Below are 13,247 nucleotides of genomic sequence, written 5' to 3' on the forward strand. Positions count from 1 at the left end.
TACTGCTGCTGCCAGAGCAGACAGCACAACCTTCCGGACAGCCACCTGCGCAGCAGCATGCGCTACAGATCCACCTTCTTCTCCCGGTCGTATTGCTGGAAGAGCAGGCTGTTGGTTTTGCCTTTGGAATTGATGTTGACAATGTTCATCTGGTCATCAAACAACTCCATCAGCACGGTGTTGTGCACAAGCAGGGGGCGTCTGGCATCTGGCACCGGCACCTCCACATAGGCCCACACCGCATCGGTTTCTGCTTCGGAACCTAAAAAATGCTGCTGCAGCGGTTTTCCTTTTTCCTGCTCAAACACCAGGTGCCGCCGCAGATAGGCCTGCAGGAGCTGCTGTACCTGCTCCGAATTGCTGTACACAACTTTGGCTTTCGATTTTCGGGAGAGAGCCTCCTCCAGGTCATCCATAAATACCTTTATGGCTACTTCCAGGCGCTGCGTTTTGGGGTTGTACCGGATGTCGGTAATGCTGGCATGGTAGTCGTGCGCCACTCCCTCAATACTCAGCAGGAACAGGCCGCACAGAAAAAGCAGCGGGGCAAAACGCTTCATACTTATTTATCGCCGGGGGGCAGGTCTGCCATCACGCGCCGGGCCATGCCGGGCATGGTGTCGCTCACGATGCGCTGCACATCGTTTATGTTAGATTCGTAAGGCACATTTACCTTATTGCCTGAAATTAGCTTTCCGGTACTGTCGTAAATCGAATAGTGCACCAGAAAATCGCGCTGGTAGTTTTGCGCCGCCCTGTCGAGGCAGTTCTCGTAAATTGTTTTTACCTCAAACTGATTGATGAACACATAATAGTCGATGTCGTACTGGCTGTTGTAGCGATCGAAAAAGGATGGGTCCTTTACGGCAACACCATAGTGCTTATTCGGATTCTTGGCTACGGGCACGGGCCCGGCATCCTTGTTGGTAATCTTCTCCTTCTGCCGCTTCAGCCAGTCCGTAGCCGACCCCTTCTCATTTGCCTGCACCACCGGCTGCCGGTTGTACTTCGACTGTTTATTATCCTGGTAGCTATAGTGGAAAGATTTGTAGATGCTGCTCAACTCGTTTACACTGTCGCGGTACACATCACCCAGCAGGTGAATGGTTTCGTACTCACGGCTGGCCAGCATGGCATCGAGGCGGTTCCGGAACGCATACCGGATGTTGGGGCGCGGAATACGAGAGTGCTGGGCAATCTCATCGTCGGCATCTGAAAAATACAGGTAGGGATCAAAGGGAATGACCATGATCCGGCTCTTTGTTTTGTTGGCTGCCGGGGCCGGAGAGGCCGAGGCGGTGGTGCTGCCGGCTCCGGTAGTATACTGCCCCGTGGTGCGGCCGCTTGCCACTGGTGCTGCTGCCGGTTGTGCGGCGGCTGCGCCGGTTGCAGCCTTTTTATGCGAGGCAGCTCCGGTAGAAGTCAGGTAGAGCGTCTGCCCGATCTGCAGTTTATGGTCGTTCCATTGCTGGAGCGAGTCCAATGGTACGTTAAACCGCCTGGAGAGGCTGTAGTAGGTATCGCCCTGCTGCACAATGTATACACTGTCTGATACGGCAGCTTGTGGAGGCACTTTTTCAGAGGGCCGGGCTGCGGGGGCAGCTTCGGAACCGGTAGATACAAAAACTAAAAAAGAAAAGAAAAACAGGGCAAAAACGGCAATAGCTCTCATCAGGAATCTTTTATTAGAAGATCATCTTAAACACATCATTAAAGATAGCAAAAGCCATTAAGCCGAGCAAGAGGACCATGCCCACCTTCTGGGCATTCTCCAAAAAGTTATCGGAAGGCTTACGTCCTGAAATGATTTCGTAGGTCAGGAAGGCAACGTGCCCGCCATCAAGCGCCGGTATCGGCAGGAAGTTCATAAAGGCGAGTACCATAGAGAGCATGCCTACGATAGACCAGAATTTGTACCAGTTAAACGTATCGCCGAAGATCTGTGCAATGCCGATCGGGCCGCTCAGCGATTTAGAGGCCGATACCTCTCCTCTGAATATTTTGCCAAAGCCTTTCAGGTTGGCCGTGATCACGCCAAATGCCTGGTTGGTACCGGCCGGAATGGCTTCGCCGAGGCTATAGTCGCGGGTGGCGTATTCCAGCAGCGGCTTATGGTAAAAACCGAGTGTGCCGTCTTCGTTTACCTGGGCGGTCAGGGGCTGCAGTTTGCCTTCGCGCTCCACCTCTATCGGTACTTTCTTGCCAGCATTTTTCTTCAGCGCCTCCTGCAGTTCGTTAAAGAAGGTTACTGGCTCGCCTGCCACTTTCCTGAACACATCGCCTTTCTGGAGACCAGCCTTAGACGCAGCACTGTTTGCGATCACCTCGCCTACCTCAAAAGGCACCCGCGGCTGCACAAACAGCATGCGCTCTTTGTTGTCGGCTACACGGTCCATCAGGTCGGCCGGCACTTTCAGGTCTATCTGCTGCCCGTTGCGGTCTACGGTGTAGTAGGCATCGCGGCCCAGGAGCATGTCCATCGAGTACACGTCCTCGAACTTCTCGAGTTCTTTCCCGTTCACGGCCACAATCTTATCGCCGGTCTGGAATCCAATTTCCTGTCCGATCTCGTTGGCTACCACACCGTATTTAGCCTGCGAGGCGGGCAGGTAGCTCTCGCCGTAGTTGTAGGTGAGGGCAATGTAGATAACAATACCAGTAATAACGTTCACGATTATGCCGCCCATCATCACGATCAGGCGCTGCCAGGCCGGCTTGGCCCGGAACTCCCAGGGCTGCGGCTCCTGCTTCAGCGTCTCGGTGTCCAAAGACTCATCCACCATGCCCGATATTTTCACGAAGCCGCCCAGGGGGATCAGCCCGAGCATGTACTCTGTCTCGCCTATTTTCTTGCTTAAGACTTTTGGGGGGAAACCGATGGCATATTTCTCAACGCGCATTCCGAACCATTTAGCAGTCAGCATGTGGCCCAACTCGTGCAGACCAACCAGAATTGTCAAGCCCAAGATGAGCTGGCCTGCCATTATTAAAATATCCATTGATTGAATTTAAAAATTATGCTTTTTTTGATGCTACAGCAGAAATCCTGCCTAATTCTGTTTTTATTTTTACGCTTTGCCCACCTGTTCCAGCGAACGCGCACGGGCTTCCTGGTCGGTCAGGACGTAATCCTCCAGAGATGGATTCGCAATATACGCAACTTTTGCCATACAGCTTTCTATGATATCAGACATCTCCAGAAACCCGACTTCGTCGTGCAGAAAAGCGTTTACAGCCACTTCGTTGGCGGCGTTAAGGATGCAGGGCATGTTGCCGCCCTGTTCCATGGCTTTGTAAGCCAGCTGCAGGTTGCGGAAGCTGCCAAGGTCGGGCTGCTCGAAGGTGAGCTGGGGGTAGTTCAGGAAATTGAAACGCGGGAAGTCCGATTTTAGTCTCTGCGGATAAGCGAGCGCGTAGAGGATGGGCAGTTTCATGTCGGGCAGACCAAGCTGGGCTTTGATCGAGCCATCCTGGAACTGCACCAGCGAATGCACGATAGACTGCGGATGTACCACCACCTCTATCTGATCGTGGCGGAGCCCGAAAAGCCATTTGGCCTCTATCACCTCCAGCCCTTTGTTCATGAGCGAAGCCGAGTCGATGGTGATCTTGGCGCCCATGTCCCAGTTCGGATGCTTCAGGGCTTGGGCCTTGGTCACGGTTTTTAGGTAGGTCGCATCTTTTCCACGGAAAGGCCCACCGGAGGCTGTCAGAATGATCTTCTCGATGGGGTTATGGAATTCGCCGGCCAGGCACTGAAAAATAGCGCTGTGCTCCGAATCGACGGGGTAAATGTTCACGCCCTTCTGCCGCGCCAGGTCCGTGATCAGCTGCCCGGCCACCACCAGCGTCTCTTTGTTGGCCAGCGCGATCTCCTTGCCTGCCTGTATGGCCCTGATGGTAGGCTGCAAACCGGCATAGCCCACCATGGCGGTAAGCACCATGTCTACGGTGCCCATTTCCACCACCGAGTTCAGGGCGTTGGCGCCGGCATACACTTTTACGTCCTCCTGCTTCAGCGCCTCGCGCACCTTCTCGTAATGGGCTTCGTTGGCAATTACAAGGGCGTTTGGTTTAAAGGCCAGGGCTTGCGCTATCAGCAGGTCGGCGTTGTTGTGGGCCGTAATCACTTCCAGCTCGAAGCTGTCGGGGTTTGCCGCTATCACCTCCAGCGCCTGCGTGCCGATGGAGCCGGTAGAACCCAGAATAGCTATTCTTTTTCTCAAAATGTGTTTCTCAAATAGTGTAATACTGTCAGAACCTTAATTGGAAGGATTGACTTGATTTACTTGATTTTTTGCGTCACTTACTTCTCTTCTTACCCTCGCCACCGGACACGCCATTACAAATTATTCGAATGAAAAAGGCCTTCCGGAGGCTAAAAAAGACACAGGACACTGGATGTAAGACCCAAGGCTCCTTTATAGTGAAAAGTCGATTGGTGTTTCCCAGTTCAGCCTCAATCTTCCAGATTAACCATTAAACTATAAAGCAACTCAGCAATCAACAACTAACTAACAAACAACAACCAGCAATTATTCGAATGAAAATGGCCCTCCGGAGGCCTTGCTGCCGTTGCGTATCTACTTCTCCACATGCTCTATACTTTCCCGCTTCTTCGCCACACGATCAGCCTTCAGCAGGTAGTTTCCTACAGTAGAGGCCACAGCTACCAGAATATAGATGATGACGAACCACTTAAACGTTTTCTTCCGGTTAACTTTATTTTTCAAGAAAGGATAGAAAAGAAAGTAAAGCACCGCTCCCCCCACAAATACCAAGCTTATGACCTTCAGCATACCCTTATCGCTTTATCTGTAAACTGCCAGCAATCCATCGGCCAATGCCCTGTCGTTGCTGAGGCGGGGCACTTTGTTCTGTCCGCCCAGTTTGCCCTGCGAGCGCATGTAATCGCGAAAGGCGCCGGTAGGCAAAGAGGTAACCTTCAGATCGGCTAAAATGTTTCCGGTTATCAGGTCGTCGTAATACGTATTGAGCCGCTGCATCTGCCTGTTCAGCTCCTGCTCGAAACCTTTCAGGTCGTGCGGCGGGCGGGCAAACTCCACCAGCCACTCGTGGTACGACTCGCCCTCGTTCTGGCTCACATAGGGTGCCACCGTAAACTCGAACAGCTCTACTTCTTTGTACTTGCCGATGGTGAGCTGCATGGCTTTTTCTACTTCCTCACCGATTACGTGCTCGCCGAACGCCGAAATAAAGTGCTTGATGCGGCCACTCACAATGACCTTGTAAGGCTTCAGGGAAGTGAACTTTACGGTGTCGCCAATGGAGTAGCCCCACAAACCGGCGTTGCTGCTCACGACCAACGCATAGTTCACGCCCAGTTCCACCTCGCCAATGGTGAGGCGCGTGGGGTTCTCGCTGAAGTACTCGTCTGTGGGGATAAATTCGTAGAAAATGCCGCTGTTGAGCAGCAGCAGCAGCCCTTTGTCGTGCTGCTCGTTCTGGAAAGCGAAAAAGCCTTCGGATGCCGGAAACAGCTCAATAGAATCTACCTGCTTGCCGATCGACTCCATCAGCTTGGGCCGGTAGGGCTCAAAGTTTACGCCGCCGTACACAAAAAGGGAGAAATCCGGGAAGATGTCCTTTATCTGCTTGCCAGTGCGCTTCATCAGCTTGTCGAAATACATCTGCACCCAGGGCGGAATGCCCGAGATGAGCGTCATGCGCTGGTCGATGGTTTCGTCTATGATTTTGTCGAGCTTGGTTTCCCAATCTTCGATGCAGTTGGTGTCGTAGCTCGGCATCTGGTTGGTGCGCAGGTAGCCGGGCACGTGGTGGTTCGATATGCCCGACAAGCGGCCGGTTTTGATGCCGCCCACCTCTTCCAGCACCGGGCTCCCCGACAAAAACATCATCTTCCCGTTCAGGAACTCCGATTTACCGGTTTCGTGGATGTAGGCCAGCAAAGCGTCGCGGGCGCCGTTGATGTGGTTGGAGATGGAATCGTGGGTGATCGGGATGTATTTAGTGCCGGAGGTGGTGCCGGAGGTTTTGGCCAGGTACAGTGGCTTTCCGGGCCAAAGCACGTCCTTCTCCCCTTCCTTTACGCGGTTGAAGTAGCTTTTCAGGCCCTCATAATCCCGCACAGGCACGGCTTTTACATAATCGGCGTGCGACTTTATGCCAGCAAACCCATGCTCGCGGCCAAAGGCGGTGGACTGGGCTTTGGCCAGAATATGATCAAATACAGCTTTCTGGGCCTCAGCCGGGTTTTGAATCCATTGCTGATGCTTTTTGTGTATGTACGCTGCGAAAGCCTTACTTAACCATGCTTTTACACCCATATAGATTATGTTAGTCCTGATGTAAAGATAGGTAGTTAAAGCCTAATGGCATAAAAGGCCGGAAAGAAATTCGGGAAAGTACACCTTTTCTTTCTATTCCGGATTAAATTTCATAACCTTTACTTTTAAACAAAGTTATACAGTTTATAAAAACCAATCTAAAATTATGAAAGCACACAAAGCATCGGCCAAATGGAACAAAGGCCTGAAAGATGGCAATGGCCAGGTAAAAACAGGCAACGGCACCGTAGAGGCTAACTATTCGTTTAACACCCGCTTCGGCGACAGCACCGATGGCACCACTCCCGAGGAGCTTATCGGGGCGGCCCATGCCGGCTGCTTCTCCATGTTCCTGAGCGCGCTGGCAGGTAACAAAGGCCTGAGCCCGGAGTATGTCAGCACCGACGCCAAGGTTTTTCTGGGCGAGAAAGACGGCGGCCCGCACATCATGAAGATTGAGCTGACCACGGAGGCGAGCATTCCGGGCATTTCAGAAGAAGATTTTCAGCAGCTTGCTGAGGAGGCCAAACAGAACTGCCCTATTTCTAAAGTGCTGGCTTCTGTGCCCGAGATGACGCTGCAGGCTACTTTAAAAGCGTAAAATTGCTATATTGCGTCGAAAACAGCGACCTTCGCTGATGTTCCACCTTATCGCTCTTATATGTCGCCAACCAGCAGTAATGCCAGATCATCCTTAATCGTGCAGCTAAGCCCAACCCGGAATGCCTTGCTTTCCTTTATGGTTCAGTTTACACTCGCACTTTCCTGGTTGGGTTGGGCTGTATACATACTGGCTCAGAAAGATCCTTTTAGTGAGCAAACGCTGCTGTATTACATCTTTTTATTTGCGGCACTTTCGTTTCTGGTGTATGTCGTGCTTCAGAACACATCGGTGTTCGGTGTGCAGTCTTATATCGAGGTTACGCCCGAGTACATCGTGCACAAAGAGGGGGTTTTCCGTAAAAAAGAGATGGCGATCATTCCGGAAATCAAGGCGGTACAGATTGCCCGCCGCTCTATGCTGATACAGGAACGCAACGGCTCCGAACTGCTCCTGAACCTGCGGCAGGTCCGTAAAAAGCGGGATGTTATCCGTTTAAAAGACAAAATACAGGAGTTGGCCGCGCAACACAATTTTGAGATGAGCACCCTGGATACCACGAAGTAGGCGCGAGTGCTTTGTCAAATTAGAAATTATTGCAGCCTCTGACTCTCCCAGGAATCAGAGGCTGTTTTTTTTTGCCTGAATCAGGATTTGCAGGATGTTCCGGAAATTATTCTAATGAAAATAACCTTTCAGAGGTATTTGCTGGATGTTTTGTCTGAATCAGAATTTACAGCATGTAAGAATGTAAAGCATAATTCTTCTTGCATAAAGTAAGTTAAGCACAAAATTAAGTTCTGGCATTCTGAACATTCTCTGATTCTGATTCAGACAAAAAGCTGGAACCTTGAAGAAGTGCTTTTTTACTTCTCCGAAGCAAGGATAGTCAGAGACCACCTGAAATAAAAAGTGCGTAGTCAGAAACTACGCACAGCGGCTTTTAAATCAAATGTTCCACAAACAGCAACTAACAATCAACAATTATTCTAATGGAAATGGACCTCCGAAAGGTTCTGCTGCTGCTGCCCCTCATCCATTTCTAATTTTGAATTTGGCGCAGCGCGCCTTCTACCCCGCTTTCGATTTGAACTTCTTCTGAAGTTCCTGTATACTGGCTTTGAATTTTTTATCGGTGTCGATCATATCCGACACTGTTTGCACGGAGTGGATAACGGTGCTGTGATCGCGGCCGCCGAAGTGGTAACCGATGGATTTGAGCGAATGGCTGGTGAACTCTTTGGCAAAGTACATGGCTACCTGCCGCGCCGTCACGATTTCCTTTTTACGGGTTTTGGCCTTCAGCGAGTCAAGACTTACCTGGAAGTACTCGGCCACGGTTTTCTGGATAAAGTCGAGGTTTACTTCTGTCTCAACGTCTTCAATAATATGCTTCAGGGCCTGCTTGGCAAGCTCCAGGTCTATTTCCTTGCGGTTCAGCGAAGATTGGGCGATCAGGGAGATCAGCACGCCTTCCAGTTCCCGCACGTTGGTGTCTACGCTGTAGGCCAGGTATTCCACCACATTGTCCGGAATGTCGATGCCGTCGCTCTGCATCTTTTTCTGGATAATAGCCATGCGCGTCTCAAAGTCAGGGCTTTGCAGGTCGGCGGTGAGGCCCCACTTAAAGCGCGACAGCAGGCGCTCCTCCAGCCCCTTCAGGTCGCGTGGCGGACAGTCAGAAGTCATCACGATTTGCTTGCCGGACTGGTGCAGGTGGTTAAAGATGTGGAAAAACATTTCCTGCGTCTTCTCCTTGCCGCTCAGGAACTGCACATCGTCTATAATCAGGATGTCTACGAGCAGGTAAAAGTTGGCGAAGTCCTGCACGTTGTTTGTCTTCAGAGACTCGATGAACTGGTTCACGAACTTCTCCGACGACACATAGAGCACAAACTTATCGGGGTTGCTGTTCTTGATCTGGTTGCCGATGGCCTGCACCAGGTGCGTTTTGCCGAGCCCCACGCCGCCGTACACCATCAGCGGGTTAAAGGAGGTGGTGCCGGGTTTGTTGGCTACGGCATAACCGGCCGAGCGGGCCAGTCGGTTACAGTCTCCCTCAATATAATTCTCGAAGGTATACGATCCGTTGAGTTGCGAATTCAGGAAGTTCCTGTCGATGGTTTTCGACTCGAACGGGCTTTTGATGAAGTTCTGCTCCGGCCGGTAGGAGTTCACCACCGCCTGTGGAATTTTCTTAGTCGGGATGTTGACCGTTTGCGGCTTGTTGGAGTCGTTGCCTCGATCCACGATAATAGAATATTCCAATCTGCCTTCGCTGCCGAGTTCATGGTAGATGACTTTCTTCAACAGACTGACATAGTGCTCCTCCAGCCATTCATAAAAGAACTGGCTGGGCACTTGTATAGTAAGCACACTGTCGCGCAGCGATATGGGCTTTATTGGCTCAAACCAGGTTTTAAAGCTCTGGTCGCCAATATTTTCCTTAATCACCTGCAGGCAGTTACTCCACACAGTTGTACAGTCTTTAATCATCCAATTTTCCAAAACTCACAAGATTCGTTTGGTGAAACAAACCTCTCCTATACCGGCAAGGGGGGTTACAAATTTGCTCAATTATTTCTAAACAAAAAATTATTTGTTTACGAAGTTAATACAGGGTTATCCACAGCCAGAACGGCAGTGTGTACGCCCACTTTTCGTTTTGATTTTTTCTGGAAGGCAAAGTCGATCCGGCCTAAAAAAAGCCCTGACCAGCCCACTTGGTTTATCATAGTCTCGTGCCCGCTGTCGTGTCGGATAACTTCGGGCACTTCCATAAACGTGTGGGTATGCCCGCCCAGCAGGAGGTCTATCCCGCTTACGCGCTGCGCCAGTTTCCGGTCGTCTATTTTTTCGCCCACATAGCTGTAGCCCAGGTGCGAGAGGCAGATCACAAAGTGGCATTTCTCCTGCTGGCGCAGCACCTGCACCATTTCCTGCGCTTTTTGCACCGGGTCTAGGTACACGGTCTGGCCGTAATGCATTTTGCCCACCAGCCCCTTCAGCTGAATGCCCAGGCCGAACACCCCGACGCGCAGCCCCTGTTTTTCAAATACCTTGTAAGGCTTGAACGCATCTTTGAGAATGGTTTCGGAAAAATCGTAGTTGGCGCTCAGGAAGGGGAAACCGGCATGGGGCAGTTGCCGCTGCAGCCCCTCCAGGCCGTTGTCGAAGTCGTGGTTGCCCAGTGTGGCGGCATCGTACTGCATCTGGGTCATGAGTTTGAATTCGAGCTCTCCCTCAAAAAAATTAAAGTAAGGTGTCCCCTGCCAGATGTCGCCGGAGTCGAAGAGCAGCACGTTGGCTTCCTGCTTCCGTATTTCGGAGATAAGCGAGGCGCGCCGGGCCATGCCGCCCATGCCACCGTAGGCACGACCATCGTCCGGAAACGGATCGATGCGGGAGTGCTGGTCGTTGGTATGCAGTATGGTCAGCTTGATGGTTTTATCAGCCGCCTCCGTGGCAAACGGTATGCCCAGCAAGCTGATGCCTGCCGCCCCCGCCGCCGTTGTTCTCAAAAAATCTCTTCTTTTCATGTGTTAGGGTTGGGGATGAAAGGTAACGCGGGGTGCCGTATCGGGCTTAATAGGTTTCCCGCTGGCGGTGAGCTCCCTGATGTGCCGGACAATGGCATCGCGCATCAGCATACCCACTTTCTCTGTCTTAAGCGCTTTGCTGAACATGGTCATGTGGTCGCCGCCGTTTGCCAGGTAATCGGAAGTGAGCACGGTGTAGTGCCTTGCCGGGTCGAAGGCTTTGCCATTTATCGTGATGTTGCTTGCTTTTCCATCCAGGGCAGTGTAGGTGGCATTGGCCATGGGCGCGATCCTGGTGCTGGCCGCAAAATCAAAAAGCTCCTGCACGGTTGGTCCATCCAGGGTGAGCACCACCAGCTCATTCTCGAACGGCATGAGTTCAAAGGCGTTACCCATAGTTACCTTCCCTTCCGGTATCGGGGAGCGGAAACCGCCGTTGGTCGCCACTGCCATATCGATGGGTTGCCCGTACAGCTCCCGCGACTCTTCCAGCAGCAGGTCTACTACAAAATTGCCCAGCGGCGACTGGTATTCGCCCTTGGTCAGCTCTGCTTCGGAGTAGCCAATTACTTCCGACATCTGAGCAGTTACCCGTTCCCGGTAGGGTGCAATCGTAGTCTCGACCTGCGGGTGGTCTTTCAGGGCATGATCTACGGGCACATCTGTTGCTGCAGCAGCTGTTGTAGCCTGCCACACACGCGGCTGACAGCCAACCAGCGGCAGCAGGAGCAGCAAGAGATTTAAACTGGTCCGGAGGGGCTTTTTCATTAGAATAATTTAGGAGTCGAACGCAAAGTGCAAAAATACACAGATAGTTCCAGCAGAACAACCAGCATGGCAGAAGAGTATTTTTCGCGTGCGAGCCTTGGTTTCTATGCTTATATTTCTAATTTTATAACAATAAATCCAAAGCCGTCCTTCCTATGAAAATAAGCCATACCCTACGCCTGCTGCTAACGATCTGTTTTAGCTGCTTCTTTCTTTTACCGACGGAGGCTACGCACCTCCGGGGTGGCTACATCACCTACACCATGAGCGACCAGAACCCGCGTAGCTTCCATTTTGAAATGGTGATTTTCAGGGATGTGCACGGTGTTGGCACCGAAAGCGAGCCTACCGTTAATACAGGATTAGGCTCAGAAACAGTACTGGCTGCACCTGTTTCCCGGACGCTTATAGGCGACCAAACCGAAAAGATCATTTACAGCTGGACGTATACCTACCCGGCTGATGGCACCTACACCGTGTCGTGGTCGGGCATTAACCGCAACAATAACATTATAAATGTGGCACAGCCATCGGAACAGCACAGTATGGTGCTGCAGACTACGCTTACCGTTAGCTCCTTAAACCCAGACAGAAATGGTATAAAGTACCTGACCCCTTCTTCGACCGACGCCTATGTGGGCGTGCCTTTTAAATACAACCTGCAGGCTTTCGATGCGGACGGCGATAGCCTCACCTACACCCTTGTCAGCCCCTACAGACTCAGTTCAACCGGTAGCATCATACCACTGCCAGGCTATTCCATTCCGCAGGGCCTGGCTATTAACCCGTTTGGGGAAATTAGCTGGCCGGAACCTACCCAAAAGGGAGAATACACTTTAGCGGTTCAGGTGAAGGCCTACCGCAACGAGCGGCTTGTTAGCTCCAGCATAAACGATTTGCAGATTCTGGTGCGGGAGGTACCGGAGTCGCCGGAGATCACGCTTACGAACAGCAACGGCCTTATTGTATCCAGTGCAGGCTATATTCTGGCCCGGCCAGGCCTGCCGCTTAAGCTGAGCTTGTTTGTCAGGAATCCTTCCGAGAAAGTACTGCAGGTGTTAGCCTCTGTAACCGAACTGCAGGAGCCGCATCTGGCCGACCAAAGTTCCCTGCAGGTAACCGAACGCGATTCAGCGGGCGGCATTGTGAAAGAAATTATTTTTACGCCAGACAATTCGCTCCGGAGGGGCTGGCCCTACGCCCTGAGCCTCAGGGGTGAACTACAGACGCTAGAGAATGGCGTAACGGCCTACAAACGGGAATTTGTATACCTGCTCGTGGCCGATCAACTCTCGAACTCGCTGCCCGACCTGCTGCCCGAACTGGCGCACCTGCTCTACCCGAACCCCGCCGGAAGCCATTTCATGCTGGAGGCTCCGGCTGCCTCCGGTGCTGTTTTCAGGTTGTATGCGCTCGATGGCCGGCTGGTGCAGGAGCTGGCGCTGCAGCCCGGCAGGAACCGTGTGGCAAGGCCTTCTGGTCTCAGCACCGGCCTTTACATCTATAGCATCAGCAGCGAGGGTTACCGAAGCAGAACGGGTAAGCTGTTGCTGGAGTAGCATTTAACACCTAATGTGAAGGAGCCCACAGCATCAGGAGCAGCAAAATGCTCTGGAAGGGAGTTTTCATTAGAATAATTCGGCCACAGCGTTTGGTATCAGGCACAGAAACGGACCTGCCCTGCACGTATTTCAGCTAAGTTCCGATAGTAGTCCTCACAGTACAGCACGCAAATTATTCTAATGAAAATGCCCTTCCGGAAGCCTCCAGGCCTTGTTGCAGCTATTGCAGCTTTGATAGAAGTTTGAAAACAAACATCTGCCCGAAACAAAACGAGTGATATTGTTTCCTCTTCACCTTATTTTTCCATCCCCAAATTTACAAATCTCCCAATCCTCAAAGCCTGTTAAAGCGATTAATTCAAGGTTTCTGCTGACGGCTGCGTTTTTCTATCGTAAAGGATAAAACTTATCTTTACATGAAATTAGACCGAACCAGATGATGGACGAAAGCTCTCGCCCTAAAAAGCTA

General features: G+C 51.7%; 12 protein-coding genes. 3 read left to right on the forward strand and 9 right to left on the reverse strand.

The genetic code is table 11. The annotated features are described in order from the left end of the window. Positions 1-62 precede the first annotated feature (62 nt). From FJM74_RS02640 to FJM74_RS02665, 6 genes are all read right to left on the reverse strand, one after another. Positions 63-560 (reverse strand): DUF6702 family protein, encoded by a 498-nt coding sequence (locus FJM74_RS02640; RefSeq protein ID WP_241738915.1) that lies wholly within the window; start codon positions 558-560, stop codon positions 63-65. A 2-nt stretch (positions 561-562) separates the two neighbouring features. After that, on the reverse strand, positions 563-1,672 hold the full coding sequence (locus tag FJM74_RS02645) for a LysM peptidoglycan-binding domain-containing protein (protein ID WP_187261012.1): 1,110 nt from the start codon (positions 1,670-1,672) through the stop codon (positions 563-565). 13 nt (positions 1,673-1,685) lie between these two features. Then, entirely contained in the window at positions 1,686-2,999 is a 1,314-nt protein-coding gene (gene rseP / locus FJM74_RS02650) for an RIP metalloprotease RseP (RefSeq protein WP_187261013.1), read from the reverse strand. Between the two features lie 69 nt (positions 3,000-3,068). Continuing rightward, positions 3,069-4,226, reverse strand: a complete 1,158-nt coding sequence (locus tag FJM74_RS02655) for a 1-deoxy-D-xylulose-5-phosphate reductoisomerase (protein WP_194349938.1) — start codon at positions 4,224-4,226, stop codon at positions 3,069-3,071. A 357-nt stretch (positions 4,227-4,583) separates the two neighbouring features. Continuing rightward, entirely contained in the window at positions 4,584-4,733 is a 150-nt protein-coding gene (locus FJM74_RS02660) for a hypothetical protein (RefSeq protein WP_187261014.1), read from the reverse strand. Positions 4,734-4,811: 78 nt separating this feature from the next. Beyond that, positions 4,812-6,308, reverse strand: a complete 1,497-nt coding sequence (locus FJM74_RS02665; RefSeq protein WP_187261015.1) for a GH3 auxin-responsive promoter family protein — start codon at positions 6,306-6,308, stop codon at positions 4,812-4,814. 166 nt (positions 6,309-6,474) lie between these two features. On the opposite strand from FJM74_RS02665, the gene FJM74_RS02670 reads away from it, so the two are divergent. Both FJM74_RS02670 and FJM74_RS02675 read left to right on the forward strand, forming a co-directional pair. Further along, positions 6,475-6,909, forward strand: a complete 435-nt coding sequence (locus FJM74_RS02670) for an OsmC family peroxiredoxin (RefSeq protein WP_187261016.1) — start codon at positions 6,475-6,477, stop codon at positions 6,907-6,909. Positions 6,910-6,969: 60 nt separating this feature from the next. Next, positions 6,970-7,476, forward strand: a complete 507-nt coding sequence (locus tag FJM74_RS02675) for a hypothetical protein (RefSeq protein WP_187261017.1) — start codon at positions 6,970-6,972, stop codon at positions 7,474-7,476. Positions 7,477-7,980: 504 nt separating this feature from the next. Here FJM74_RS02675 and dnaA read toward each other — a convergent pair. From dnaA to FJM74_RS02690, 3 genes are all read right to left on the reverse strand, one after another. Continuing rightward, entirely contained in the window at positions 7,981-9,405 is a 1,425-nt protein-coding gene (gene dnaA, locus FJM74_RS02680) for a chromosomal replication initiator protein DnaA (RefSeq protein ID WP_187261018.1), read from the reverse strand. 107 nt (positions 9,406-9,512) lie between these two features. After that, positions 9,513-10,448 carry a bifunctional metallophosphatase/5'-nucleotidase gene (locus FJM74_RS02685; RefSeq protein WP_187261019.1) on the reverse strand — a complete coding sequence of 312 codons (936 nt, stop codon included), beginning with the start codon at positions 10,446-10,448 and terminating at the stop codon, positions 9,513-9,515. A 3-nt stretch (positions 10,449-10,451) separates the two neighbouring features. After that, positions 10,452-11,216: a 5'-nucleotidase C-terminal domain-containing protein gene (locus FJM74_RS02690; protein ID WP_187261020.1), complete on the reverse strand. Its 765-nt coding sequence runs from the start codon at positions 11,214-11,216 to the stop codon at positions 10,452-10,454. 155 nt (positions 11,217-11,371) lie between these two features. Here FJM74_RS02690 and FJM74_RS02695 point away from each other — a divergent pair, with 155 nt between their 5' ends. Further along, complete coding sequence (locus tag FJM74_RS02695) at positions 11,372-12,775, forward strand: T9SS type A sorting domain-containing protein (protein ID WP_187261021.1); 1,404 nt, start codon at positions 11,372-11,374, stop codon at positions 12,773-12,775. Positions 12,776-13,247: the final 472 nt, after the last annotated feature.

This window comes from Pontibacter beigongshangensis, assembly GCF_014332515.1.
GTDB lineage: Bacteria > Bacteroidota > Bacteroidia > Cytophagales > Hymenobacteraceae > Pontibacter > Pontibacter beigongshangensis.